Here is a 25,944-nt window from a genome sequence, read left to right as displayed (position 1 = left end):
CCCCCTGCTAGTGCCCCGCGACGGCGGCGGTGAGGCGCTGCTCGATGTCGGTGAGCGCGACGACGCCGTACACGCGGCCGTCTGACTCGACCACCAGGTACTCCCCGGCCGGGGTGGCGCGCACGGCGTTCAGGAGGTCCTCGCCGGTGAGGTCGGCGCTGAGCCGCAGGCCGGGTTCGAGGTCGCGGGCGAGCGGTCCGACGGCGACCCACGGGCGGCGGTGCTCGGGCACGGCGCGCACGGCGGACTCGCGGACGATCGCGATCGGCTCGCTCCGGCCGTCCACCACGACCACGGCCCCGGCCTGCGCCTCGCGGGCGCGCCGCAGCGCCTCGCCGAGCGGGGTGTCTGCGGTGACCTCGACGGTGCGGCGGGCGAGGTCGCGCAGCCGCAGGCCGGGCAGGGCCTCCTTGAGCCGGGCGTTGCGCACGCTGCCGCCGGCGCCGTTCCAGATGATCGCGGCCAGGACGGCGGCGATGACGGCGTCGACGAGGGTGTCGGTGCCGGTCCGCTCGACCCCGCGGGAGGCACTGATCAGCGGCAGCCCGATGAGCACGGCGACGGCCAGCGCCCGCCCGACCCATGCGGCGGCGACCGTGCCGGTCATCGGCCTGCCGGTGACGGCCCAGACGACCGCGCGCAGCATCCGGCCGCCGTCCAGCGGCAGTCCGGGCAGCAGGTTGAAGGCGGCGACGACGAGGTTGGAGACCATCAGGCCGGTGAGCAGCACCCCGGGCACCGAGGAGAGCTCCACGGCCTGCATGGCGAGGTAGAAGACCCCGCCGAGCACGAGCGACAGCAGCGGGCCGACGAAGGCCAGCCAGAACTCCCGCCACGGCGTCTCGGCCTCGTTCTCGATCTCGGAGACGCCGCCGAAGAACTGCAGCTGGATGCGGCGCACGCCGAGGCGGTAGCGCAGCGCGACCAGCGTGTGGGCGAGCTCGTGCACCAGGACGGAGGCGTAGAAGGCGACGGCGAAGGAGAAGGCGACCAGGTAGCGCGAGCCGCCGAGGTCCGGCAGGACGTCGTTCAGCTGGCTCCCGAAGATCCAGGTGATCAGGGCCGCGATGACGAACCAGGAGGGGGTGACGTAGATGGGCACCCCGAACGGGCGGCCCATGAGGATGCCGCCGCCGCGCTCCCGCGGCTCCGGCGGCCGGCCGGGCGGGCGACCGCCACCGCCGTGCGGCGGCTGGTCGGAGGTCTGCTGCCCCCTGCTGTCGCTCACCGTGATCCCTTCGGTCGACTCCCCCGAGTTGCGCCGGTGTGCCCACGCTACGTGATCTCGGCGGCAGGGCGCCGCGCGCCCCTCTGTCTGGCTTCATACCCACTGGCGCGGGCCCTGCTCAGCTCCGTGACAGCACGGTGGCAGCGGTATGGCAGCGCGGGGCAATAGGGTCGTAGCCATGCAGCAGACCGACACCACCAGTGCCGCCGGGGCCCTGACGCGCCCGGCGGCGCCCCCGACCGGCCTGTCCCCGTCCCGCGCGGGTGACTTCCTCACCTGCCCGCTGCTGTACCGGCTGCGGGTGATCGACCGTCTGCCGGAGCCGCCGAGCGCGGCGGCGACCCGGGGCACCCTGGTGCACGCGGTGCTGGAGCGGCTGTTCGACAGCCCGGCCGTCGAGCGGACGCCGGAGCGGGCGCTCGGCCTGCTGCGCCCGCAGTGGGAGCGGCTGCTGGGCGAGCGCCCGGAGCTCGGCGGCCTGTTCCCGGAGGACCCGGACGGCGCGGCGCTCACCCGCTGGCTGGCGGACGCCGAGAAGCTGGTCGGCCAGTGGTTCCGGCTGGAGGACCCGACCCGGCTGCACCCGGTGGAGCGGGAGCTGTACGTGGAGACGGCCCTGGAGTCGGGCCTGCTGCTGCGCGGTTACATCGACCGGGTCGACGTCGCCCCGACCGGCGAGGTCCGCCTCGTGGACTACAAGACCGGCCGGGCGCCCTCGCGGGACTTCGAGGGCAAGGCGATGTTCCAGATGAAGTTCTACGCGCTGGTGGTGTGGCGCTGGAAGGGCGTGATCCCCAAGCGGCTCCAGCTGGTGTACCTCGGCGGGGGCGGGGACGTCGTCTCCTACGACCCGGACGAGGCGGACCTGCTCGCCGTGGAGCGCAAGCTGCAGGCGCTCTGGGAGCGGATCACCCACGCGGTGGCCACCGGGGAGTTCCCGGCCACCCGCAACCGGCTCTGCGACTGGTGCGACCACCAGGCCAGCTGCCCGGAGTTCGGCGGGACGCCCCCGCCGTACCCGCTGCCGCTGGCCCGTACATCGGAAGACGATCCCACGGGGGATCCGATGAGCAAGGAGTCCTAGTGACGATCCGAGTGCTGCTGGTCGACGACCAGCCGCTGCTGCGCACCGGTTTCCGGATGATCCTGGAGGCCGAGTCCGACCTGGTGGTGGTCGGTGAGGCCGGCGACGGTCAGCAGGCGCTGGACCAGGTCCGGGCGCTGCAGCCCGACGTGGTGCTGATGGACATCCGGATGCCCAGGATGGACGGCGTCGAGGCGACCCGCCGGATCGCCGGCCCGGGGCGGGACGGCCCGGCCAAGGTGCTGGTGCTGACCACCTTCGACCTGGACGAGTACGTGGTGGAGGCGCTGCGCGCGGGCGCCAGCGGTTTCCTGCTGAAGGACGTGCCGGCCGAGGAGCTGGTTCAGGCGATCCGGGTGGTCGCGGACGGCGCGGCGATGCTGGCGCCGAGCATCACCCGGCGGCTGCTGGACATGTACGCCACCAAGCTGCCCTCGGGCGAGGAGGCGCCGCCGCAGGCGCTGAACGCGCTCACCGAGCGGGAGCTGGAGGTGCTCAAGCTGGTGGCGCGCGGGCTGTCGAACGCGGAGATCGCGGCCGAGCTGTTCGTCAGCGAGACGACGGTCAAGACGCACGTGGGGCACGTCCTGACGAAGCTCCAGCTGCGGGACCGCGTGCAGGCGGCGGTGTACGCGTACGAGAGCGGTCTGGTGCGTCCGGGTGCGCTGTAGGACGTTCCGCCGACGGTGACGGCCCGTCCGCCTCCCCCTGTGCGGGAGGCGGACGGGCCGTCACCGTCGGGCGCTACTTGCTGCTGCGGCCGATCTCCCCGAAGCGGAAGACGCCGGTGGAGTCGACGGTGGACTCGACCCCGGTGATGTACGAGCGGGCCGCGTAGAACGCCTTGTCCTGGAACAGCGGGACGAGCGGCGCGTTGTCGGCGACGATCGACTGGATCTGGTTGTAGTTGCCGGCCGCCGCGCCGCGGTCGGTCATCTTGAGGCCGTCCGGCACCAGCTTCTGGCTGATCCGCGGGTCGTCCCAGCCGTCGTGGTAGACGCCGCCGTCGACGACCAGCGGGCTGATGTAGTTGTCGGCGTCCGGGTAGTCGGCGAACCAGCCGAGGATGTAGGCCTGGTACTTGCCGTCGGCGAAGCCGGCCTTGTACTTGTCCCAGTCGCTCTCCTGCTGGACCGTCACCTGGAACAGTCCGCCGGTCTCCAGCTGCTTCTTCACCGTGTCGGCCTCGGCCGCGCCGGCCCGCGAGCGGGACCACGTGAGGGTGATCTTGACGGGCAGCTGCACCTTGGCGTCGGAGAGGAACTTCTTGGCCTTGCTGACGTCCTGGTCGCCGTACTTGTCGAAGAAGACGGTGTTGTGGCCGGTGACGCCGGCCGGGACCATCGAGTACAGCGGCTGGACGGTGCGGGCGAAGACGTCGCGGGCGAGCGCCTTGCGGTCGAGCAGCGCGGCGGCGGCCTGCCGGACGGCGACGTTGCCGACGACCGCGTCCTTGGTGTTGAAGACCAGCGAACGGGTGTTGTTGCTGTCGCCCTCGACGACCTGGAGGTCGCCCTTGCCGCCCTGCTGGTCGGAGCGGATCTGGGCGGCGGCGTTCGGGTCCAGGCTGTCGTCGGTGAGGTCGACGTCACCCTTGTCGAGCGCGGCCTTCAGGTCGGCGGCCTGGTCGTAGTAGCGGACGGTGAACTTGCTGTTCCGCAGCTTGACGTCGCCGTTGTACTTGTCGTTGGCCGACAGCGCGACCTTGCCGATGCTCTTGCCGCCGCCGCCCAGGGCCTCGACCGAGTCGACCTTGTACGGGCCGGAGCCGACCACCTTGTCGTTGGGCAGCAGCGAGTCGGCCGGGTACACCTGGTGGTCGACGATCGCGCCGACCGGGCTGGCGAGCTTGGCCGGGAGGGTCGCGTCGGGCGCGGTGAGATGGAAGACCACCTCGTTGTCGCCCTTGGCCTCGACGGACTTGATCGAGGAGAGCAGCCCGGACGGGCCGTTCTTGTCGTTGATCTTCTTGGTGCGCTCGATCGAGAACACGACGTCGGCTGCGGTCAGCGGGTGGCCGTTGGAGAACTTGAGGCCGGGGCGCAGCACGCAGTGGTACTGGGTGGAGTCGCCGCCGGTGAACTCGCAGGACTGCGCGGCGTCCGGGGAGGGCGAGCTGGAGGCGGCGGGGAAGACCAGCAGCGACTGGAAGGCGTTGCGCAGGATCAGCCAGGAGCCGGAGTCGTAGGCCCCGGCCGGGTCAAGCACGCTGGTGAGCTGGGCGGTGCCCATGGTGACCGAGCTGCTGCTGCCGCCGCCCTTGACCGCGTCGGTGACGGATCCGCAGCCGGCCACCGTCACGGCGACCAGGCCGGCGCAGCCGAGTACTGCCAGGCGTTCAGCGGAAGTCTTCACGGGGCGCGTCCTTCTGGGGTGCGCGTCGTGCGACCGGCGCCCGGGACCGGGGGTACCCGTCGGCGGCGGTGGCAGGGCTGCGAGGGCGGGAACGAACTGGAGTAGCGTGCCATATCGAACACGCACGACCGATACCCACACGGATGACGTTTGGGACACGGTGATCCGGGGCAGCCCGGCCCCGCCGACGAGTTGTCACCCAATGCCCGTTTTCTCCCCCGATGACCCCCGGCCCGGGCCGCCCGGGGCCCCTTACCGGTCGGTAGACCGCCGGGGCAATGAGACCACAATCACACGCGCGAGGCGACCAGCGAGCGCAGCAGTTCGAGATCGACCTGCTCCAGCGAGGACAGCACCAGCCGTCCCGGGGCCGGCTCGATCCGCGCGACCGAGGGCACCGCGATCACCGGGCAGCCGGCCGCCTCGGCCGCCCTCACCCCGGTCGGCGCGTCCTCGACCACCACGCACCGGGCCGGCTCCGCGCCCAGCCGGTGGGCCGCCTCCAGGTACGGGTCCGGATGCGGCTTGGTGCGGGGCACCTCGTCCCCGGCGACGGTGAAGGCGAAGTGCTCGGCGCCCAGCGAGCGCAGCACGATGTCGATGATGTGCCGGTGCGAGGCCGACACCAGGGCGGCCGGGACCCCGTGCGCGGCAAGGGTGTTGAGGAGCCGCTCGGCGCCCGGCATGAGCGGCACGCCGCCGCCCAGCAGGTCGACGAAGCGCTGGTTGATGAGCACCGTCAGGTCGGCCGGGGAGAGGTCGACGCCGGTCCTGGCGAGCAGGTAGTCGATGACCCGGGTCATCGGACCGCCGACCACCTGGGCGCGGTCCGCCTCGTCGAGCGCGTAGCCGAGCTCGGCGAACAGCGAGGACTCGGCCTGCCACCAGAAGTCCTCGGTGTCCACCAGTGTCCCGTCCATGTCCAGCAGCACCGCCTGCAGGCCGCGGTCGTCCCCGTGGTCGAGCGCCGCGACGGCGGTGGAGATGCTGGTCATGGTGATCCTTCCGAGTGCCCCGCACGTGCTCCGGGGATGGCACGGGCCGACCCGCTGGTGAGCGGACCGGCCCGTTCAGGATCATCTAGGATACGCCCGGTTCGCCGGAAAAGAGCGAACGCGCCGGGACGTCCCGGTTACCGGGCGTTGAAGTACTTCGCCTCCGGGTGGTGGATCACGATCGCGTCCGTGGACTGCTCGGGGTGGAGCTGGAACTCCTCGGAGAGCACGACGCCGATCCGCTCGGGCTTCAGCAGCTCGGCGATCTTGGCGCGGTCCTCCAGCTCCGGGCAGGCGCCGTAGCCGAGCGAGAAGCGGGCGCCGCGGTACTTGAGCGCGAACATGTCCTTGACGTCCTGCGGGTCCTCGCCGGAGAAGCCGAGCTCGTAGCGGACCCGGGCGTGCCAGAACTCGGCCAGCGCCTCGGCCAGCTGCACCGAGAGGCCGTGCAGCTCCAGGTAGTCGCGGTAGGAGTTCCCGGCGAACAGCTCGTTGGCCGCCTCCGAGATCCGGTTGCCCATGGTGACCACCTGCAGGCCGACGACGTCCCGCAGGCCGGTCTCCTCCGGGCGGAAGAAGTCGGCCAGGCAGAGCCGGCGCCCGCGCCGCTGGCGGGGGAAGGTGAAGCGGGTGCGCTCGGTGCCGTCCTCGTGGAAGACGATCAGGTCGTCGCCCTTGGAGTTGGCCGGGTAGTAGCCGTAGACCACGGCAGCCTCCAGCCAGCCCTCGGTCTGCAGCCGGTCCAGCCAGGCGCGCAGCCGCGGGCGGCCCTCGGTCTCCACCAGCTCCTCGTACGACGGCCCCTCGCCGGAGCGCGCCGCCTTCAGGCCCCACTGGCCCTTGAACAGCGCGTCCTCGTCCAGCCAGGACGCGTAGTCGGCGAACGGGATGCCCTTGACGATCCGGTCGCCCCAGAACGGCGGGGCGGGCACGGTGTTGTCGACGGCGACGTCCGAGCGGATCTGGCCGAGGTTGACCTCCGGCTCCGGCTCCTCCACCTCGACCCGCGCGTGCCGGCGCTGCTTGAGCTCGGGCAGCACCGCGCCGGGCACGCCGCGCTTGACGGCGATCAGCGCGTCCATCAGCCGCAGGCCCTCGAACGCGTCGCGCGCGTACCGGACTTCGCCCTCGTAGATCTCGTGGAGGTCCTGCTCGACGTACGCCCGGGTGAGCGCGGCGCCGCCGAGGATCACCGGGTAGTCGGCCGCCAGCTTGCGCTGGTTGAGCTCCTCCAGGTTCTCCTTCATGATCACGGTCGACTTGACCAGCAGGCCGGACATCCCGATGACGTCGGCCCGGTGCTCCTGCGCGGCGTCCAGGATCGCCGAAACCGGCTGCTTGATGCCGAGGTTGACGACGTTGTAGCCGTTGTTGGACAGGATGATGTCGACCAGGTTCTTGCCGATGTCGTGGACGTCGCCCTTGACGGTGGCCAGCACGATCGTGCCCTTGCCCTCCGAGTCGGACTTCTCCATGTGGGGCTCCAGGTGCGCCACCGCGGTCTTCATGACCTCGGCGGACTGGAGCACGAACGGCAGCTGCATCTGGCCCGAGCCGAACAGCTCGCCGACCACCTTCATGCCGGACAGCAGGGTCTCGTTGATGATCTCCAGTGCGGGCCGCTCCGTGAGCGCCTCGTCCAGGTCGGCCTCCAGGCCGTTGCGCTCCCCGTCGATGATCCGCCGCTGGAGCCGCTCCTCCAGCGGCAGCGCGGCCAGCTCCTCCGCCTTGGACGCCTTCACCGAGGCCGAGGAGACCCCCTCGAACAGCTCCAGCAGGCGCTGCAGCGGGTCGTAGCCGTCCCGGCGGCGGTCGTACACCAGGTCGAGGGCGGCCTCGCGCTGGTCCTCGGGGATCCGGGAGATCGGCAGGATCTTCGACGCGTGGACGATCGCCGAGTCCAGGCCGGCCTCCACGCACTCGTGCAGGAAGACCGAGTTGAGGACGACGCGGGCGGCCGGGTTGAGGCCGAAGGAGATGTTGGACAGGCCGAGGGTGGTCTGCACGTCCGGGCGGCGGCGCTTGAGCTCGCGGATCGCCTCGATCGTCTCGATGCCGTCCCGGCGGGACTCCTCCTGGCCGGTGGCCAGGGTGAAGGTGAGGCAGTCGACCAGGATCGAGCCCTCGTCGATGCCGTAGTCCGCGGTGAGCTCGGCGATCAGCCGCTCGGCGATCTCGACCTTCTTGTCCGCGGTGCGGGCCTGGCCCTCCTCGTCGATGGTCAGCGCGATCAGGCCGGCGCCGTGCTCGCGGGCCAGCGAGGCGATCCTGGCGAAGCGCGAGTCGGGGGCGTTGCCGTCCTCGTAGTTGACCGAGTTGAGCACCGCACGCCCGCCGAGTGCCTCCAGGCCGGCACGCAGGACGTCCGGCTCGGTGGAGTCCAGGACGATCGGGAGGGTGGAGGCGGTGGCCAGGCGGCCGGCGATCTCCTTCATGTCGGCGACACCGTCGCGGCCGACGTAGTCGACGCACAGGTCCAGCAGGTGGGAGCCGTCCCGGATCTGGTCGCGGGCGATCTCCACGCAGGCCTGCCAGTCGCCGGCCAGCATCGACTCGCGGAACTTCTTCGAGCCGTTGGCGTTGGTGCGCTCGCCGATCGCGAGGTACGAGGTGTCCTGGCGGAACGGCACCGCCTGGTACAGCGACGCCGCCGACGGGTCCGGCTGCGGCGTGCGCGGGGCGATCGCGCGGCCCTGGACGCGCTCGACCACCGCGCGCAGGTGCTCCGGCGTGGTCCCGCAGCAGCCGCCGACCAGCGACAGGCCGTACTCCCGGGTGAACACGTCGTGCGCCTCGGCCAGTTCGGCCGGGGCCAGCGGGTAGTGGGCGCCGTCCTTGCCGAGCACCGGCAGGCCCGCGTTCGGCATGCAGGACAGGCCGATCCGGGCGTTCTTGGCCAGGTAGCGCAGGTGCTCGCTCATCTCGGCCGGGCCGGTGGCGCAGTTGAGGCCGATGTAGTCGACGCCGAGCGGCTCCAGCGCGGTGAGCGCGGCGCCGATCTCCGAGCCGAGGAGCATCGTGCCGGTGGTCTCCACCGTCACCTGCACCAGCACCGGGAGGTCCAGGCCGGCCGCGGCGAGGGCGCGCTTGGAGCCGAGGATGGCGGCCTTGGTCTGCAGGAGGTCCTGGCTGGTCTCGACCAGCAACGCGTCGGCGCCGCCGGCGATCAGGCCGGCCGCGTTCTCCTGGAAGCCGTCGCGCAGCGCCTCGTACGGGGCGTGGCCGAGGGTGGGCAGCTTGGTGCCGGGCCCGATCGAGCCGAGCACCCAGCGGGTGCGGCCGTCGGCGGCGGTGTGCGCGTCGGCGACCTCGCGGGCGATCCGGGCGCCGGCCTCGGACAGCTCGAAGATGCGCTCGGGGATGTCGTACTCGCCGAGCGCGGCGAAGTTCGCGCCGAAGGTGTTGGTCTCGACGCAGTCCACACCCACGGCGAAGTAGGCCTCGTGGACGGACCGGACGATGTCGGGGCGGGTGAGGTTCAGGACCTCGTTGCAGCCCTCCAGGTGCTGGAAGTCCTCCATGGTCGGGTCCTGGGCCTGGAGCATGGTGCCCATCGCTCCGTCGGCGACCACCACCCGGGTGGCGAGGGCCTCGCGCAACGCGTTCGCGCGGCTCTGCTGAGTGATGGACGGTTCGGCTGCAGTGGCCATGGGGCTTCTCCCTGGTGCGACGGCTGTCGGCTTTGCGCTCCCGCTTGGTCGGGCGCGCACGTGGCCAGGGTATCCGTCCCACGGCCCGGCGCGACTGTGCATTCCGTATCCTGAACGCTCGGTCGCAAGGGGGGAGCAATCGGTTGGGGCGCGCACGCACGTCCGCGGGGCGGATCGGCCGGGCACTGACGGTGCCGTTCCGGGCCCACCGGGCCCGCTGGCGGGGCTGGCCGTGGTGGCGCAGGGCTCTGGTCGCGCTCGCCGTGGCTGCGGCCGTTCCGGTGGCCACGATCGGGGGACTGCTCGTCGCGCTGCGCCTGCACGACGTCGGCCGGCTCTCGCCCGACGCCCGCACCCGCGGCCGGGACGCCGTCTGGCTCGGCCACGCCTGGGTGGACGGCCGCAAGACCGACGCCGACGTCGCGGCGCTCGCCCGGCAGCTCGACGGCACCGGCATCCGCGACCTGTACGTCCACACCGGCCCACTGGAGCACGACGGCTCGCTGCCGCCGTCCGTCCACCCGCGCGCGCAGTGGTTCGTCGACGCGGTGCACCGGGAACTGCCGAAGATCCGGGTGCAGGGCTGGCTGGGTGACGAGGTCAAGCCCGAGAAGGACGCCCTCGACCTGGAGGACGCGGCCACCCGCGACCGGGTCACCGCCTCCGCCCGGCAGGTGCTGGACCTCGGCTTCGACGGGGTGCACTTCGACATGGAGCCGATCCGCCCCGGCTCGGCGGGCTGGCTCGCCCTGCTCGACCAGGTCCGCGCGGTAACCGCCGGGCGGGGCGCCGAGCTCTCCGTCGCCGCCCCGCAGATCGACCCGCTGCCCGGCCTGCACGCCGCGGGGATCGCCCTCAGCGGGCACGGCAAGTGGTGGGACCAGGCCTACTTCACCGAGACCGCCCGCCGGGTCGACCAGATCGCGGTGATGACGTACGACACCAGCATGCAGACCGAGCCGCTGTTCGGCGGCTACGTCGCCCTCCAGACCGAACTGGCCCTGGAGGCCACCCCCGAGGACGTCGACCTGCTGATGGGCCTGCCGTTCTACTGGGACGACACCTGGGCGCACCGGGGCGGCGCCGAGACGGTGGACGCGGCCGTGCGCGGCGTCCGGCTGGGCCTCGCCCGCGAGGACCTGCACCGCCCGGCCTTCGGCGTCGCGCTGTACGTGGACTTCGCGGCGACGCCCGAGAACTGGGCGCAGTACCGGCGGGGCTGGGTCGGCTAGTGCCGTGGCTCAGGCCATGCGGTGGGCGAGGGCGCCGAGGTAGCGGCGGACGGTCGCGTCCTCGCCGGTCACGTAATGGGAGACGGCGCGGTACAGCGGCTTGCGGACCTCGCCGCGCTCGGTGACGGTCAGCAGGCAGCCCCGGCCCGCCGGCGTCAGGACGTACGTCCAGGTGCCGCCGTACGGCAGGTCCGGGTCGGCGATGCCGGTCACCAGGCGGTGCGGGGCCTCGCTGTCGACCACCTCGTACGTGGTGTGCCCGTACCGGTCGTACTCGCGCCAGCGCTCCCGGCCGCCGGCCGCCGCGGGCAGCCGCTCGACGTGGGTCAGGCCGGGGCGCCAGGCGGGGTAGAGGTCGATGTCGGTCAGCACGTCCCAGACCGCACCGGGCGGCTGGGAGAGTTCCAGCCCGCCCTCGGTGACGTGCTGCACCGGGAGCCGGCGGCCCGCACGGTCCGCCACCACCACGGCGCAGGCGGCCACCGCCGCCACGCCCGCGCCGATCCACACCCGTCGGTTCATCCGTCCGGCTCCTCACACCCGCCGCCCGGCCCCGTTGTCCATCATCTCGCCGCCCCGCCCGGCGGGCGCGCCACGACGCCGAGTGCTCGATCGGTTACGATCCGTGCCCGATGGGCCGAGGCGGACCGCGCCCGGCCCGCCCGGACCCCGGAGAACCGCCGTGCCGCTCCCCCGCCCGGTCGCCGCCCTGGCCGCCGTCCCCCTGCTCTGCGCCGCCCTCGCCGCCCCGGCCGCGGCCGACCCGGCCCCCAGGTACGCCGCGCTCGGCGACTCCTACGCGGCCGGGGTCGCGGCCGGCTCCTACGACCCCGCCAGCGGCGACTGCCACCGCAGCGGCCGCGGCTACCCCGCCCTGTGGGCCGCGGCGCACGGTGCCGTCCTCACCGACGCCGCGTGCAGCGCCGCCGGGACGGACGAGGTCCGCCGCGACCAGCTGCCGAAGGTCGCCGCGGACACCACGGTGGTCACCCTCACGGTGGGCGGCAACGACCTCGGCTTCACCTCGGCGGCCGTCGACTGCCTCCAGCCGCTCACCACCGACGCCCGCTGCGACCGCACCCTCGACACCGCCGCGCACCGCCTGGACGACGAGCTGCCCGGCCGCCTCGACGCGCTCTACTCGGCGGTCCGCGCCGCCGCCCCGGCCGCCCGGGTCGTCGTCACCGGTTACCCCCGGCTGCTCCAGACCGGCACCACCTGCCTGATCGCCACCGAGTCCCGGCGGCAGCGGTTCAACGCCCTCACCGACCGCCTGGACGAGCTGATCCGCCGCCAGTCCGAGGCCCACGGGTTCGCCTTCGCGGACGTCCGGGCGGCCTTCGACGGGCACGGCACGTGCGGTGGCGGCAAGGAGGAGTGGATCAACGGCATCGTGGTCTCCCGCCTGTGGGAGTCCTTCCATCCCACCGCCGACGGCCAGGCCCGCGGCTACCTGCCGACGGTCGCCGCCCTCATGTGACCGGACCTGCGGATAACCGCTGGATCACGGCGTCCCGGTCCCCCAGACTGTCCCGGTGCCCCGGCCGTGACGCGCATCAAAGCCCGTAGGCTGGGCAGGTAGGGACCGTGGAGCGAGGAGTTCCATGGGCGACGAGGAGTTCGGAGGGAGACGCCGGGTGATCGAGCTGGAAGATGTCCCCGAGTTGATCGACCCGGTGATGGTCTGCGCCTTCGAAGGCTGGAACGACGCGGGCGACGCCGCCTCCGCGGCCCTGGCGCACCTGGACGAGACCTGGGGCGGCAAGGTGTTCGCGGCCCTGGACGCGGAGGACTACTACGACTTCCAGGTCAACCGTCCCACGGTCTGGATGGACGGCGGCATCCGCCGGATCACCTGGCCCACCACCCGGCTCTCGGTGATCCGGGTGACGGAGCCCAAGACCCGGGACGTCGTCCTGGTGCGCGGCATCGAGCCGAGCATGCGCTGGCGCTCGTTCTGCAACGAGCTGCTGGGCTTCGCGCACGAACTGGGCGTCGAGCTGGTGGTGGTCCTGGGCGCGCTGCTCGGCGACACCCCGCACAGCCGCCCGGTGCCGGTCAGCGCCGTCACCTCCGACCCCGATCTGGCCCGCCGGCTGGACCTGGAGGAGAGCCGGTACGAGGGCCCGACCGGGATCGTCGGGGTGCTGCAGGAGGCCTGCACGCACGCCGGGGTGCCGGCCGTGACGCTGTGGGCGGCGGTGCCGCACTACGTCGCGCAACCGCCCAACCCCAAGGCGACGCTGGCCCTGATCAACAAGCTGGAGGACCTGCTCGACCTGCGGATCCCGCCGGGCGAGCTCGGCGAGGACGCCCGGGCCTGGCAGCTCGGCGTCGACCAGCTGGCCGCCGAGGACAGCGAGGTGGCCGAGTACGTCCAGCAGCTGGAGGAGGCGCAGGACACCGCGGAGCTGCCGGAGGCCTCCGGCGACGCGATCGCCCGCGAGTTCGAGCGCTACCTGCGCCGCCGGGAGAACGTCGGTCCGACCGGCGAGAAGCCGGTGGCCGGGCACGCCACGGCTGAGCGGCCGGCCGAGCCGGAGTCGCCCGGGACCACCCGGGAGGCGCCGGAGGGCTCCGCGGACGACGAGTAGGACGGAACGGCCGAAGGGGCGTCAGGACGATCGGTCCTGGCGCCCCTTCGGCGTGTGACGGTCCTGCAGTGGTGCTAGAGCGCGACGCCGAGCAGGGCGTCCACGGTGCGGGTGACCAGGCCGGGGGCTCCGGTGTCGGTGCCGCCGACGGTCTCCTGGAGGGCCGCCCAGCGGTCGACGGCGGCCAGGGCGGCGGGCGCGTCGAGGTCGTTCGCGAGCGCGGCGCGGACCTCGGCGAGCAGCGCCTCGGCGGCCGGGCCGTCCGGCCGGGAGACAGCGGCGCGCCAGCGGGCGAGGCGCTCGACGGCTTCGTCCAGGACGGACTTGGTCCACTCCCAGTCCTCGCGGTAGTGGTGCGAGAGCAGGGCCAGGCGGATCGCCGCCGGGTCGACGCCCTCGCGGCGCAGCGCCGAGACGAAGACCAGGTTGCCGCGGGACTTGGACATCTTCTTGCCGTCCAGCGCGACCATGCCGGCGTGCACGTACGCCTTCGCGTACGGGTGGTCGCCGGTGGCGACCTGGGCGTGCGAGGCACCCATCTCGTGGTGCGGGAAGGAGAGGTCGCTGCCGCCGCCCTGGATGTCGAAGGACATGCCGAGGTACCGCAGCGCGATCGCGACGCACTCGATGTGCCAGCCGGGGCGGCCGCGGCCGAGCTCGGTGTCCCAGGCGGGCTCGCCGGGGCGGGCGGCCAGCCAGAGCAGCGCGTCGAGCGGGTTGCGCTTGCCGGGGCGGTCCGGGTCGCCGCCGCGCTCGGCGAAGACCGGGCGCATGGCCTCCCGGGTCAGGCCGGAGACCTCGCCGAAGTGCGGGTCGGAGTCGACCGAGAAGTAGATGTCGCCGTCGACCTCGTAGGCGGCGCCACCGGCCAGCAGCTTCTGGACGATCGGCACGATCCACGGGATGGACTCGACGGCGCCGATGTAGTGGGCCGGCGGGAGCAGCCGCAGCGCGGTCATGTCCTCGCGGAAGAGCGCGGTCTCGCGCTCGGCCAGGGCCGTCCAGTCCTGCCCGGTGGCGACGGCGCGCTCCAGCAGCGGGTCGTCGACGTCGGTGACGTTCTGGATGTACAGGACGTCGTGACCGGCGTCCTTCCACACCCGCTGCACCAGGTCGAAGGCGTTGTAGGTGGCGGCGTGGCCCATGTGGGTCGCGTCGTAGGGGGTGATGCCGCAGACGTAGATCCGGGCGGTGCCGTCCTGCGGCACGACCTCGCGGACCGTGCCCGCTGCAGTGTCGAAGATGTGGAGGGGGAGCCCCTGACCAGGCAGGGCGGGAACCTCGGAGGCGGGCCAGGCATGCATGGGAACGACTTTAACCTTGCGAACATTTGAAAGCCTAACCAATGCACGAGAATGCACAAGATCGACTGGATTCGCTTGCTGTCGTGGCCTGAGCACTCCTTGACCGGTGCGGTCCGGATTCCGGCGGTTCCCGTGCGCAACGGGTCCGCACGGGCACCGGCGACCGCACGGCTGAGCGCCCGGCCGGCCCTGCCGCCGACCGGGCGCCCGGCCCTCGGGTGTGCGCGGCCGGAGCCGCTACGACCGCAGCCAGAGGGCCGGTACGTTCGGCGGCTCCCAGCCGGCCATGGCGGTGTGCGCCTGGAGGCAGACGTAGGAGGCGCCGGAGTAGGTGACGCGGTCACCCGCGGCGTAGGTCCGGCCCGGGGTCCAGCTGCCGCCGGGTGGCGGGGTGGGCGTGCCGGTCGGGGTCCCGGTGGGGGTCGTGGTCGGCGTCGGGGTCGGGCCGCCGGGGGTCTGCGGGACGTCCAGGACGAAGTCGTACGAGCCCTCTTCTCCGGGGCCGGACTGGCGGACGTTCATCAGCAGCCGGGCGTCGAAGATGGTGTCGGTGTTGTTGCGGGGCTCGCCGGGGAAGTAGAGCTGGGTGGTGAGCACCGGCCGGCCGGGGGCCTGGAGCTTGACGTGCAGGTGCCGGGTGCGGCCGGGGTAGAGGCCGGGGACGATCGTGGTGAGCTTGAACGCGCCCTGGGCGTCGGTGAACTGGTGGCCGCGGAAGGTGTAGCCGGCGTTGTCGTAGGTGCCGCCGTCGTCGGCCTGCCAGAAGTCCAGCAGCACGCCGGAGATCGGCAGGCAGGCCCGGCCGAAGACGTAACCGCTGACGGTCAGCGGGGTGCCGGGGCCGTCCGCCGACAGGTCGGCGCGCAGCGGGGAGTCGGGCTTGAAGTAGGGGCCCTCGGTCTGCTCGATGGTGGGTTCGTCGCCGTCGTGGCAGGCCGGGGTGGGGGTCAGGGCGCGGCCGCTGCCGGCCTGTTCGCGGGCGAGCGCGACGCCGCCGCCGAACAGCAGCGGGGCGGCGCCGAGCGCCGCGGCGGCCTTCAGGACGGTCTTGCGGCTGATCCTGCCGTCGGGGGTGGGCATGTGCCTGCTCCTTCGGGGGCGCGGGAGGGCGGAAGCGGGGGGCGGCCCTTGCCATGGTGGGGGCATGACAAGGACCGGACCGGTCGGCCGCCCGCGCGCGCCGGCGCGGCCACCGGTGGCCACCGGCAAACCTACGGGCCGTCCGGGCGCGCGGCGATGGACGCGATCCCGGGATCGTGGTGATTTCCGCCGACCCCGGCCCGGAACTCCCCCGGCGTCATACCGGTCTCCCGCCGGAAGAAGCGGCAGAAGTAGGCCGGATCGGCGAACCCGGCCTCCTTGGCCACCTGACGTATCGTCAAATCGGTGCAGGCGAGCAGGCGTTTGGCCTCCAGGGTCTGCTGGCGGCGGATCAGCCCGCCCGGCGTGCGGCCGGTGGCCTGCTTGACGAGCGTCTGCAAGTGCCCCGGAGACACGCCGAGTTCCTGCGCGCTGGAGGCAACCGAGTGCCGCACCCCTCCGGGCCGGGCGATCAACCGGGTGAAGGCGGCGGCCAGTTCGCCCGGGCGGCCCGGGGTCGCCCCCGGCTCGCCCGGAGTGGCGGCACGCAGGGCGCGGACGATCAGGATGTGCAGACTGGCCCGCAGGACGCCCTGGAACCCGGGCGGCGTGGTCAGGAACTCGTGCTCCATGTCGGCGAGCAGCGCGCCCACCGCGTCGGCCTGGTCGCCGAGGTCGAGTCCCGGCCGGGCGGCCAGGGCCCGCAGCGCGGCGAGGTCGCGCGGCCGGCCGAGCAGGAAGTCCTCGTTGAACAGGACGACCCGGCCCGCGAGCTCGTCCGCGTCCGCCCAGTAGTGCACCTGGCCGGGCGCGATCACGCACAACTGCGGTGGCGCCAGCGGCCGGTGGACCAGGTCGAGGACGTGTGCGCCGCGCCCGCCGGTGACGTGCACGATCTCGTAGAAGGAGTGCCGGTGGGGGAAGCCGGCCCGGGAGAGCGGGCCGATCGTGTCGAAGGTGCCGATGGCGAACGGGAGCAGGTGCGGCAGCGGGACCTGGAGGCGGTGCAGCGGCAGGTCCGGCGTGGCACGGGGAGTGGGGGTGGTCCGTCGTGCGTCCATCGGAGCAGTGTGCTCCGGTCCGCCTGACAGGTCCATACCACTGAGGTTCCCGCCGGCCCGCCCTAGACCGGCGGCCAGGGGATCGCGGGCCAGTCCTCGGACGGCAGCGGGTGCAGCCCCGTCCCGCGCAGCGCGTCCACCCGGGCGCGCGTCGCGGCCAGTTCGGCGGCCGTCAGGTGCGGGGACAGGCGCGCACCGAGCTCGCCGTCCAGCTCCCCGGCCAGCCGGGCCAGCATCTCCAGCGCCTCGGCCGGCAGCGGATCCCCCGCCCAGCCCCACAGCAGCGTGCGCAGCTTGCCCTCGGTGTTGAAGGTGACGCCGTGGTCGATGCCGTAGACCCGGCCGTCGGCCGCCGGGATCAGGTGGCCACCCTTGCGGTCGGCGTTGTTGAGGACGGCGTCCAGCACCGCGAGCCGGCGCAGCCGGTCGTCGTCGTGGTGGACCAGCAGCGCGGTGCGCCCGCCGCCGACCTCGGCCCGGACGATCGGCAGCCAGCCCGGCTCCGGGCCGGACGGGTCCTGGAGGGCCAGCAGCGGCGTGGCCTCCGGGTCCGGCTCCACCCACAGCTGCACCATGCCGGGCCCGTGCGGCCCGTCGCGCAGCACCGTCGGCGGGACCAGCGCCCAGCCGGTGGCGGTGGACAGCTCGTACGCGGCGACCTCACGGCCCGCGAGCGTGCCGTCCGGGAAGTCCCACAGCGGGCGCTCGCCGGACACCGGCTTGTAGACCACCTGCGCGCTCAGCGAGCCGAGCGCGACCGTGCAGTAGAGGGCCGCGTTGGAGGCCTCGGTGAGGCGGCCGTGCACCGTCAGCCCGCCCTCGCGCAGCAGCGCCAGGGCGGTGGGCACGTCGGCGGCGAGGGCCGCGGCCGCGGCCGGGTCCGCCTGGGGCGGGGTCTCGGTGTTCAGCGCCGGTAACCGTTCGCGCGCGGGCACAGGTGGCCCTCCGGGTCGAGCGGCAGGTTGCAGAACGGGCAGGGCTTGCGGCCGGCCGCGACGAGGTCCAGCGCGCGCTTGGCGAACACCCGGGCCATCGCCCCGGACAGCCGCACGCGCAGCATGTCCGGGCCGTTGTCGTCGTCCTCGAACACCGCCTCGGCGGCCTCCTCGTCCTCCTCCTCGACCAGCGCCTGCGCCTCGACCACGAGGCAGCCGTCCACACTGTCCCAGGCCAGGGCCATCGTGCCGACCCGGAACTCCTGCTCCAGCGGCAGGTCCAGCGGCGCGGTGTCGAGCAGGTCCTGCGGGGCGGCGGCCGGGATGGCGGGGTCCCCGCCGCTGCGCCGCAGCGCCTCGTCCAGGACCTCCTCGATCCGCTCGGCGAGCGCGGCGACCTGGGTCTTCTCCAGCAGCACGCTGGTGATCCGGCCCCGCGCGCTGGCCTGCAGGTAGAACGCCCGGGCGCCGGGCTGGCCGACGGTGCCGGCCACGAACCGTTCGGGCTGGTCGTAGAAGAAGACCTGACGGGGCACGCTCTCGCTCCGGATCGTGTCGCTCGGTTGCGGATCCGCCGGGGGGATCGCGCGGGATCGTTGGACTCGTTAGTCACCCTACGACCTCCGGGCCCCACCGGGGGAGCCGAGCCGGAGGCCGGGGCCGGGATGGCACCCGGTGGGTCAGGCGGTGCCGCCGACCACGGCGTCACCGGCCGGCGCGGTCGACGCCGCGCCGTGCCGGGGCGCGAGCGAGGCCAGGTCACCGGTGTCGCCCATTCTCAGCACGAAGGGGCGCTGCGGCGTGTAGCGGATCACGGTGACCGAGCACGGCTCGACGCTGATCCGCTGGAAGTGGTCCAGGTGCAGGCCGAGCGCGTCGGCGACGACCGCCTTGATGACGTCCCCGTGCGAACAGGCCAGCCAGACCGCGTCGTCGCCGTGCTCGGCGGCGATCTTCCCGTTCCACTCGCGCACCGCGTCGACCGTGCGGTGGCTCAGCTCGCGCAGCGACTCGCCGCCGGGGAACGCCGCGGCGGCGGCGTGGTCCTGGACGGTGCGCCACAGCGGCTCCTTGGCCAGCTCGGCCAGCGGGCGGCCGGTCCAGTCGCCGTAGTGGCACTCCCCCAGCCGCTCGTCGACGGCGGGATCGCCCAGTTCGGGCCGGGCGGCGAGCAGCGGCTCCAGGGTCTGCCGGCAGCGCTCCAGCGGGCTGCTGACGGCCTGCGCCAGCGGAATGCCGGCGAGCCGGTCCGCGAGCGCGGCGGCCTGCGCACGCCCGGTGTCGTCGAGGTCCACCCCGGGCGTCCAACCGGCCAGGATCCCGGCGGTGTTCGCGGTCGAGCGGCCGTGGCGGACGAGCAGCAGGGTCGGCATGGGGCCTAGCCTACGGCCTCCGCGCGCCGGCGCGGGCGGCGGGCGGCTCTCCGTGACGGCCTCGGTCCGGGGCGGGCCGGGGCCCTCGGGCGACAATGGCCCGCATGATCGTCCACTGCGCCATCTACCGCGACGGCCGCCTGGTCGAGGAGTTGCCCGGCCCTGCGGGCACCCGCGAAGCCGCCAGGACCGCCGGGCCCGGCGGCTTCGTCTGGATAGGCCTCTTCGAGCCGACCGCCGAGGAACTCGGCCAGGTCAGCGCGGAGTTCGGGCTGCACCCGCTGGCCGTCGAGGACGCCGCGAGCGCCCACCAACGGCCCAAGGTCGAGGCCTACCAGGGCTCGCTGTTCGTCGTGCTCAAGTCGCTCGGCTACCGCCCGGACACCCGTGAGGTGACCACCGGCGAGGTGATGGTCTTCGTCGGCGCGGACTTCGTGCTGACCGTCCGGCACGGCGAGGACAGCCCTCCCGACGGCCTGCGGCGGGCACGTGAGCGCCAGCCCGACCTCGCCACGTACGGCCCGAGTTCGGTGCTGCACTCCGTCTGCGACACCGTCGTCGACAGCTACGTGGACATCGCCGCCGCGCTCCAGAACGACCTGGACGAGCTGGAGGCGGAGATCTTCGCCCCCGGCCGCACCGGCGCCGACGCGGCCGGGCGGATCTACGGCGCCAAGCGGCAGGTGATGACCGTCCGCCGGGCCACCGGCCCGCTGCTGGAGCCGATGCTGCGCCTGGAGCGCGGCGCCGCCTTCGTGCGCCCCGAGGCGGCGCCCTACCTGCGGGACGTCGCCGACCACCTGGCCCGGGTGAACGACCAGGTGGACGGCATGGACCGGCTCCTGTCCGACATCCTCGCCGCCAACCTGGCGCAGGTCAGCGTGCAGCAGAACGACGACATGCGGAAGATCTCCGCCTGGGCGGCGCTCGCCGCGGTGCCGACGCTGATCGCCGGCATCTACGGCATGAACTTCGACGACATGCCCGAACTGCACCAGCCCTGGGGGTACCCGGCGGCCCTCGGGCTGATGGCGGTCGTCTGCGTGGTGCTGCACCGGGTGTTCAAACGGCACGACTGGCTGTGAGCTCCCGGGCCGCTCCCCGCCGGTGCCGTGCAGGGCGTGGCAACACGGTGGACCCGTCCGGCCACGGCCCTAGGCGAGGCCGGCGCGCTCCAGGGCCTCGACTCCCGTGCGCAGCGCCTGGATCCGCTCGTCCAGGCCGAAGCCGCCGGGGGCCAGGGTGAGCGTGGTGACGCCCGCCTCGGCGTAGGCCTGCATCCGGTCGGCGATGCGGGCGGTGTCGCCGATCAGCGCGGTGGCGTCGATCAGGTCGTGCGGGACGGCCGCGGCGGCGCCCGCGTAGTCCTTGGCCAGGTACTTCTCCTGGACCTCGTCGGCGGCCTGCTCGTAACCCATGCGCCGCGCGAGCTGGTTGTAGAAGTTCTTCTCCTTGCTGCCCATGCCGCCGATGTACAGCGCCGCGTAGGAGCGCAGCGAGTCGACGCCGGCCTTGATGTCCTCGCCGACCACGACGTTCACCGTCGGGCAGAGGTCGAAGCCGTCCAGCGTCAGCCCGCTCTTCTCGCGGCCGGCCCGCAGCGCGTCGATGGAGAGCCCGGCGTGCTCGGGCGAGAAGAAGATGCCGAGCCAGCCGTCGGCGATCTCGCCGGTCAGCTCCAGGTTCTTCGGGCCGATCGCGGCGATGTACAGCGGGATGTGCTCGCGCACCGGGTGGACGGTCAGCTTGATCGGCTTGCCGGGGCCGCCGGGCAACGGCAGCGTCCAGTGCCGGCCCTCGTGCACCAGGCGCTCGCGGGACATCGCCTTGCGGATGATCTCCACGTACTCGCGGGTGCGGGCGAGCGGCTTGTCGAACTTCACGCCGTACCAGCCCTCGGAGACCTGCGGGCCCGAGACGCCGAGGCCGAGCCGGAACCGGCCGCCGGACAGGGTGTCCAGGGTCGCGGCGGTCATCGCGGTCATGGCCGGGGTGCGGGCCGGGATCTGGAAGATGGCCGAACCGACGTCGATCCGCTCGGTCCTCGCGGCGACGAAGCTGAGCACGGTCGCCGCGTCCGAGCCGTACGCCTCGGCCGCCCAGCACACCGAGTAGCCCAGCCGGTCCGCCTCCTGGGCCACGGCGATGTTGTCGGCGTCCATGCCGAGTCCCCAGTAGCCGAGGTTGATGCCGAGTCGCATGTGCCGAACCTTCCAGTCGGGTGGGCTTGGTGGTGAGGGTAACCGGGTGCCCCGCGGTGATGCTACTGGTCGGTAGCGGTGGATCCGGCCACCGCGCCGCCGGCCGCCCGGCGTTGATCGTCCTGCGGGTCTGCGCACCTGTCCGTGCACCGGCCGCTACGCTCAGCCGACGTGGGGAGTCCCGTCCCCACCTGCGCGTTCACAGGGCCATCGGGGGCGCCCCGGGCCCGCCGAGTGGAGGGCCCGTCGGATGGAACATCGTCACCTCGGCCGTACCGGCCTTCAGGTCTCCCGGCTCGGGCTCGGCACCATGACCTGGGGCCGCGACACCGACGAGCACGAGGCCGGCGAGCAGCTCAAGGGGTTCGTCGACGCCGGCGGCAACCTGGTCGACACGGCCGACGTGTACGCCGACGGCGGCGCCGAGTACCTCCTCTCCCGCCTCACCGACGCCCTCGTCCCCCGCTCCGAACTCGTCATCGCCACCAAGGCCGGCAGCGTCCCGGAGTCCCGCCGCCGCTTCGACTGCTCGCGCGGCCACCTCCTCGCCGCCCTCGACGCCTCGCTGCGCCGACTCGGCACCGACTACGTCGACCTGTGGCAGGTGCACGCGTTCGACCCCGGCACGCCCGCCGAGGAGACGCTCAGCGCGCTCGACATCGCCGTCAACTCCGGGCGCGCCCGTTACGCCGGGGTCTGCGACTACAGCGGCTGGCAGCTCGCCAGGGCCGCCACCTGGCAGAGCGCGCACCACGGACGGACCCCCCTCGCCGGGGTGCAGCTGGAGTACTCGCTCCTCCAGCGCGGCATCGAGCGCGAGGCGCTGCCCGCCGCCCTGGACGCCGGGGTCGGACTGCTCGCCTCGTCGCCGCTCGGCCGCGGGGTGCTCACCGGCAAGTACCGGCACGGCGTCCCGCAGGACTCGCGCGGCGCCTCGCCCTACCTGTCCGGCTTCGTCCAGCCCTACCTCGGGGAGCGCTCGCGGCGGATCGTCGACGCCGTCGCGACCGCCGCGGACGGGCTCGCCAGCAGCCCGCTCGCGGTCGCCCTCGCGTGGGTGCGGGACCGGCCCGGGGTGGCGAGCGCGCTGGTCGGGGCGCGGACGGCGGCACAGCTGCAGGCGGCGCTGTCGGTGGAGGCGCTTACGCTTCCGGGTGAGATCCGCGGCGCGCTGGACGACATCTCGTCCCCGGTGCACCGCTACCCGGACCAGGGGTGGACCGAGCTCTGACCCCTGTCGAGCAACACACGCAGTGGAGTGACCTTTGGAGCGGACGATGAGTGACACGGAGAACGGCGCTCCGGAGGCCGACTCGGCGGGTCCGGCGGGTCCGGTGAGTCCGGCGGACAAGGCCGCGGCGATCGCCGAGCTGGCGCAGCGGATCCGCAGCGTCGGGCCGCAGGCGGCGACGCCCGCTTCGACGGCTGCTCCGGCGGGTGCGGCCGCCGCCGGGCCGCGGCCCGCAGCGAGCTCCGGCCCCGCGGCCCCGTCGGCGGCCGTCGCGTCGTCCGCGCGCGCCGGCGGCGGCGAGCAGCCGGCCGACGCCCTGCGCGCCACCGCCGAGGTCCTCACCGCGGGCGGCGCCCCCACCGAGCTCGCGGCCGCCGCCGTCGCCGAGTTCGGCGACGACGCCGCCGAGCGGCTGCGGACGGACCCGTGGGCCGTGCTCGGTCTGCCCGGCGTCCGCCCGGAGCACGCGGACCGCTTCGCCCGCGCGCTGCTCGGCCCCGACGCCGAAGCGGGCGACTCCCGCCGCGCCCAGGCCCTCGTGCTGTGGCTGCTGGAGCAGGCCGTGCTGCGCGGGCACTCCGCCCTGGAGCTCGCCGAGGTCGCGGCCGGGCTCGAACGCCTCCGCATGCCGGAGCCGGCCGCCGCGATCCAGGCCGCCGTCGAGGACGGGCGGGTGCTGCCCTTCCAGGAGGAGCTGACCGGGCCCGAGGCGCACGGATCGGGCGACGAGGACGACGAGCCGCCGACCCGGACGCTGCTCGCACTGGAGCGGCTGGCGATGGCGGAGGACAGCCTCGCGGAGGGGCTGCTCCAGCTGATGGCCACGTTCGTGCCGGGCGAGGACCCCGAGGAGGCCGAGAACCTCTCGGAGGTGGAGGACGCCCCCGAGGTGAAGGATGCCGCCGAGGCGGAGGAGGAGGGCGGCGCGGAGGACGAGGCCGCCGCTTCCGAGGCCGCCGCTTCCAAGACCGACGGGTCCGAGACCGACGGGTCCGATGGCGAGGGCGCACAGGACGCCGCCGCGCCCGTCGAGGCCCCCGCACCCGCCCCCGGCCCGACGGCGTGGGCCGCCGCCGCCGAGGCCGCGCCGTCCTCGTCCGCGACGGCGCTCGTCCGGGCCGTCGCCGACAGCGCCCTCGTCCTGCACACCGGCGGCGAGGCCGCCCGCGCCGAACCGGCCGCGCTGCTCACCGCCGCCGCCGGCCTCGGGCTGCGCGCCTGGGCCGCCACCTGGACCGACCAGGGCCGCGCCTCCTTCGCCGCCCTGGCCGGGCCCGACGCCCGGGTCGTCACCCTCGCCGAGCTGCTCTCCGGCACCGGCGGCCCCGGCCGCTCGTCCGACGGCACGCTCGCCCTGGACCTCCTGGTCGTCCTCGACGCCCCGCTGCTGGACGTCGAACTCGCCGCCACCGTCCTGGAGTCGCTCGCCGACGGCACCCGGCTGGTGCTCAGCGGCGACCCCGGCCAGCTCTGGTCGGCCGGCCCCGGGCGGTTCTTCGCCGACCTGCTGGCCGCCAGGGTCTGCCCGGCGGTCGCCTCCCGCACCCCGGACTTCGGCCCGATCGGCGAGCTGGTCTCGGGCATCGGCATCGGCGAGCTGCAGCCGGTCGAGGCGCCGGACAAGGAGGTGGTCATCCTGACCGCCAGGGACGGCGCCGAGGCGGTCCACCGCGCCGTCCAGCTGCTCACCGACTCGATCCCGCGCGCCCTCGGCATCCCGGCCGAGGAGGTCGTCCTGCTCACCCCCGGCCACGGCGGCCCGGGCGGCACCCGGGCGCTCAACGCCGCCGCCAAGGCCCGGCTCAACCCCGGCCCCGGCCGGTTCGGCGGCTTCGACCCGGGCGACCGGGTGGTCGAGTCCCCCGCCCCGGGCATCACCCGTCCGGCCCGGGTCCTCGACGGCGACGCCGCCGGGCTGCACCTGGAGTACGCGGACGGCACCCGCCGGACGGTTCCGCCCGCGGACGCGGCGCGGCTGCGGCACGGCTGGGCGCTCACCGTCCACCAGGCGCTCGGGCGGCACTGGCCCGGCGCGGTGGTCGTGCTGCCGGAGGACGCCGGCCCGGCGCTGACCCGGCAGTGGGTCTACACCGCCTTCGGGCGCGGCGAGCGTCACCTGTCCGTGGTGCACGCGGCTGGCCCGGCGCTCGCCCAGGCCGTCGCCGAGCGCCCGGCGCAACCGCGCACCACCCGGCTGCGGGCGATCCTCGCGGAGAACGCCGCCGCGGAGTACTGAGGCCGGTACGGAGAGCGGAGACGGGAACGAAAGCGAGCGGGCGGCTCCCACGAGGTGGGGGCCGCCCGCTCGCACGTCCTGGCCGCGTCAGTCGTCGAGGTCCTCGTCGTCGTAGACCTCGCTCACGTCGAACCGGCAGATGAGCAGCTGCGGGTCGGCGTGGTCGAAGGGCTCCGGCAGCCACTCCCCCGGCTCGGTCGGCTCGGCCGCCGCGACCCAGAGCGTCGAGTCGGCCTCCTCCAGGCCGAACTCCTCGCTGCGGGCCGCGATCTCGTCCGGCTCGTACTCGCCGAACAGCACGCCGATCGCGGCGTTCACGCCGCCCTCGCCGCCCCCGCCCGGGGTGAGCGACTCGTCGAGCCGCTCGGCCTGGGCGCGCAGCCGCTTGGGGTCGACGACGTGGTAGTCGCGGCGGATCAGCACGCTGATCGCCTCGGGCTGTTCGGGTCCGTGGTAGCCCCCGGGGCCCTCGTCCCCGGGGACCTCGAAGGGGGTGACCTCGTCGTAGACCTCGTACAGGAGTTGGTCGTAGGCGATGGCCGCCGTCGCGAGCTGCTCGTAGGCGGCGGACACAGCGGGATCATCCGCTGCGCTGGGGCTTGACACCGCTTCCAGATGACGGTCGATGGCGGCCTTGACCGCCTCGGCGGCGGCGCGTACCTCGGCAATGGTGGGCTGCGCGGCATCAGACATGGTGCAGACGCTATCTCCCCGCGGTGTCGGTACGCACAGCGGTTGTCACCTACACCCGCGATTTCACCGCAACTTCCCCCCTGATGTCCGATCTACATGCATTCATCCCCGCGCGAACCCGGCGCACGAGGAGCGCGGAGGGCTCACCTCGGCCGTTCACGGACGGCTTCGCGCGCCGGGATCGGGGTATCCCGTCCACAGGAGCAGCGGAACTGATGCACAGTCAGCGGAGCGGGTGGCCGGACGGCCGTCGAGTGGCTCCCGAGCGGCCCGCCGGCGGCCTTCGGGACCGGACCCGCCGGCGGGAGGTCGACCGGAAATACCCGGGCCCACTGTCGGAGCCAGGCCGTAGGCTTGCAGGCAGGCGAACCCCAGGAGGAGCGTTTTGACCCCACCGAAGACGGTCCGGCAGCCGGAGTACGAGTACCAGTCCCTGCGCATGCCGCGCGGCACCTCGCGGAACGCGGCGCGCCAACTGCTCACCGAGCACGCCGAGTACGGACACTGGGAGCTCGACCGACTGCGGCTCTTCCCGGACGGGAGCCGGACGGTCCGGCTGCGGAGGCGGATCATCCGGCAGGTCCGCAACTGGTGACGGGCGGGGCCGTCCGCACTGGACGGCCGGTCCGGGACGGCCGGCCGCGCGGCGCGTCGCACCGCTCGCGTCGAACCGCTCGCGACACCCAGGACTC

Annotated in this window: 22 protein-coding genes; 9 read left to right on the top strand and 13 right to left on the bottom strand. The window is 73.7% G+C overall.

Annotated features, from left to right (window positions below; translation table 11 throughout):
• Positions 1–7 precede the first annotated feature (7 nt).
• Entirely contained in the window at positions 8–1,228 is a 1,221-nt protein-coding gene (locus AB0C76_RS32240) for a site-2 protease family protein (RefSeq protein ID WP_359972386.1), read from the bottom strand.
• 178 nt (positions 1,229–1,406) lie between these two features.
• Here AB0C76_RS32240 and AB0C76_RS32235 point away from each other — a divergent pair, with 178 nt between their 5' ends.
• Together AB0C76_RS32235 and AB0C76_RS32230 are read left to right on the top strand one after the other, a co-directional pair.
• A complete protein-coding gene (locus AB0C76_RS32235) occupies positions 1,407–2,312 on the top strand; it encodes a RecB family exonuclease (RefSeq protein ID WP_359972384.1) in 906 nt (301 codons plus the stop codon).
• Positions 2,312–2,983: a response regulator transcription factor gene (locus AB0C76_RS32230; protein WP_030299918.1), complete on the top strand. Its 672-nt coding sequence runs from the start codon at positions 2,312–2,314 to the stop codon at positions 2,981–2,983. The genes AB0C76_RS32235 and AB0C76_RS32230 overlap by 1 nt, the downstream gene beginning before the upstream one ends.
• A 73-nt stretch (positions 2,984–3,056) precedes the next feature.
• Here AB0C76_RS32230 and AB0C76_RS32225 read toward each other — a convergent pair whose 3' ends face one another.
• The 3 genes from AB0C76_RS32225 to metH all read right to left on the bottom strand — a co-directional run bounded on the left by AB0C76_RS32225 (position 3,057) and on the right by metH (position 9,312).
• Positions 3,057–4,667, bottom strand: a complete 1,611-nt coding sequence (locus AB0C76_RS32225; protein ID WP_359972382.1) for an ABC transporter substrate-binding protein — start codon at positions 4,665–4,667, stop codon at positions 3,057–3,059.
• A 290-nt stretch (positions 4,668–4,957) separates the two neighbouring features.
• On the bottom strand, positions 4,958–5,662 hold the full coding sequence (locus AB0C76_RS32220) for an HAD family phosphatase (RefSeq protein ID WP_359972380.1): 705 nt from the start codon (positions 5,660–5,662) through the stop codon (positions 4,958–4,960).
• Positions 5,663–5,799: 137 nt separating this feature from the next.
• Positions 5,800–9,312 (bottom strand): methionine synthase, encoded by a 3,513-nt coding sequence (metH, locus tag AB0C76_RS32215; RefSeq protein ID WP_359972378.1) that lies wholly within the window; start codon positions 9,310–9,312, stop codon positions 5,800–5,802.
• A gap of 143 nt (positions 9,313–9,455) precedes the next feature.
• Here metH and AB0C76_RS32210 point away from each other — a divergent pair, with 143 nt between their 5' ends.
• The gene (locus AB0C76_RS32210; protein WP_359972376.1) at positions 9,456–10,544 is read left to right on the top strand and encodes a glycosyl hydrolase family 18 protein; all 1,089 of its coding nucleotides are present in this window, start codon (positions 9,456–9,458) and stop codon (positions 10,542–10,544) included.
• A 9-nt stretch (positions 10,545–10,553) separates the two neighbouring features.
• On the opposite strand, the gene AB0C76_RS32205 is transcribed toward AB0C76_RS32210, so the two are convergent.
• The gene (locus AB0C76_RS32205; protein WP_359972374.1) at positions 10,554–11,066 is read right to left on the bottom strand and encodes an SRPBCC family protein; all 513 of its coding nucleotides are present in this window, start codon (positions 11,064–11,066) and stop codon (positions 10,554–10,556) included.
• A 160-nt stretch (positions 11,067–11,226) separates the two neighbouring features.
• Here AB0C76_RS32205 and AB0C76_RS32200 point away from each other — a divergent pair, with 160 nt between their 5' ends.
• On the top strand, positions 11,227–12,024 hold the full coding sequence (locus tag AB0C76_RS32200; protein ID WP_359972372.1) for an SGNH/GDSL hydrolase family protein: 798 nt from the start codon (positions 11,227–11,229) through the stop codon (positions 12,022–12,024).
• 157 nt (positions 12,025–12,181) lie between these two features.
• Positions 12,182–13,138, top strand: a complete 957-nt coding sequence (locus tag AB0C76_RS32195) for a PAC2 family protein (protein WP_359972370.1) — start codon at positions 12,182–12,184, stop codon at positions 13,136–13,138.
• 74 nt (positions 13,139–13,212) lie between these two features.
• Here the strand turns inward: AB0C76_RS32195 and mshC are convergent, their stop codons facing one another.
• The 6 genes from mshC to AB0C76_RS32165 form a co-directional block, all read right to left on the bottom strand.
• Positions 13,213–14,442 carry a cysteine--1-D-myo-inosityl 2-amino-2-deoxy-alpha-D-glucopyranoside ligase gene (gene mshC, locus AB0C76_RS32190; protein ID WP_359972368.1) on the bottom strand — a complete coding sequence of 410 codons (1,230 nt, stop codon included), beginning with the start codon at positions 14,440–14,442 and terminating at the stop codon, positions 13,213–13,215.
• 237 nt (positions 14,443–14,679) lie between these two features.
• Complete coding sequence (locus tag AB0C76_RS32185; RefSeq protein WP_359972366.1) at positions 14,680–15,522, bottom strand: carbohydrate-binding protein; 843 nt, start codon at positions 15,520–15,522, stop codon at positions 14,680–14,682.
• 131 nt (positions 15,523–15,653) lie between these two features.
• The gene (locus tag AB0C76_RS32180; protein ID WP_359972364.1) at positions 15,654–16,583 is read right to left on the bottom strand and encodes an AraC family transcriptional regulator; all 930 of its coding nucleotides are present in this window, start codon (positions 16,581–16,583) and stop codon (positions 15,654–15,656) included.
• A gap of 62 nt (positions 16,584–16,645) precedes the next feature.
• Positions 16,646–17,431, bottom strand: coding sequence for an SCO1664 family protein (locus AB0C76_RS32175; protein ID WP_359972424.1), 786 nt, complete (start codon positions 17,429–17,431; stop codon positions 16,646–16,648).
• 56 nt (positions 17,432–17,487) lie between these two features.
• Entirely contained in the window at positions 17,488–18,054 is a 567-nt protein-coding gene (locus AB0C76_RS32170) for a DUF3090 domain-containing protein (RefSeq protein ID WP_329928749.1), read from the bottom strand.
• Positions 18,055–18,198: 144 nt separating this feature from the next.
• Positions 18,199–18,891 carry a histidine phosphatase family protein gene (locus AB0C76_RS32165; RefSeq protein ID WP_359972362.1) on the bottom strand — a complete coding sequence of 231 codons (693 nt, stop codon included), beginning with the start codon at positions 18,889–18,891 and terminating at the stop codon, positions 18,199–18,201.
• A 95-nt stretch (positions 18,892–18,986) separates the two neighbouring features.
• On the opposite strand from AB0C76_RS32165, the gene AB0C76_RS32160 reads away from it, so the two are divergent.
• Complete coding sequence (locus tag AB0C76_RS32160) at positions 18,987–19,976, top strand: magnesium and cobalt transport protein CorA (protein ID WP_359972360.1); 990 nt, start codon at positions 18,987–18,989, stop codon at positions 19,974–19,976.
• Positions 19,977–20,045: 69 nt separating this feature from the next.
• On the opposite strand, the gene AB0C76_RS32155 is transcribed toward AB0C76_RS32160, so the two are convergent.
• Complete coding sequence (locus tag AB0C76_RS32155) at positions 20,046–21,092, bottom strand: LLM class F420-dependent oxidoreductase (protein ID WP_359972358.1); 1,047 nt, start codon at positions 21,090–21,092, stop codon at positions 20,046–20,048.
• 250 nt (positions 21,093–21,342) lie between these two features.
• Here AB0C76_RS32155 and AB0C76_RS32150 point away from each other — a divergent pair, with 250 nt between their 5' ends.
• Together AB0C76_RS32150 and AB0C76_RS32145 are read left to right on the top strand one after the other, a co-directional pair.
• Positions 21,343–22,323: an aldo/keto reductase gene (locus AB0C76_RS32150; protein ID WP_359972356.1), complete on the top strand. Its 981-nt coding sequence runs from the start codon at positions 21,343–21,345 to the stop codon at positions 22,321–22,323.
• Positions 22,324–22,369: 46 nt separating this feature from the next.
• Positions 22,370–24,559 (top strand): helix-hairpin-helix domain-containing protein, encoded by a 2,190-nt coding sequence (locus AB0C76_RS32145; protein ID WP_359972354.1) that lies wholly within the window; start codon positions 22,370–22,372, stop codon positions 24,557–24,559.
• An 87-nt stretch (positions 24,560–24,646) separates the two neighbouring features.
• Here AB0C76_RS32145 and AB0C76_RS32140 read toward each other — a convergent pair whose 3' ends face one another.
• Positions 24,647–25,252 (bottom strand): hypothetical protein, encoded by a 606-nt coding sequence (locus tag AB0C76_RS32140; protein ID WP_359972352.1) that lies wholly within the window; start codon positions 25,250–25,252, stop codon positions 24,647–24,649.
• Positions 25,253–25,637: 385 nt separating this feature from the next.
• On the opposite strand from AB0C76_RS32140, the gene AB0C76_RS32135 reads away from it, so the two are divergent.
• A complete protein-coding gene (locus AB0C76_RS32135) occupies positions 25,638–25,847 on the top strand; it encodes a DUF5703 family protein (protein WP_359972350.1) in 210 nt (69 codons plus the stop codon).
• The last annotated feature ends 97 nt before the right edge of the window (positions 25,848–25,944 follow it).

It is taken from the genome of Kitasatospora sp. NPDC048722 (assembly GCF_040650235.1).
Classification (GTDB): Bacteria; Actinomycetota; Actinomycetes; order Streptomycetales; family Streptomycetaceae; genus Kitasatospora.
The sequence above is the reverse complement of the archived record's forward strand: the minus strand, read 5'-3'. Positions and strand labels throughout refer to the sequence as shown.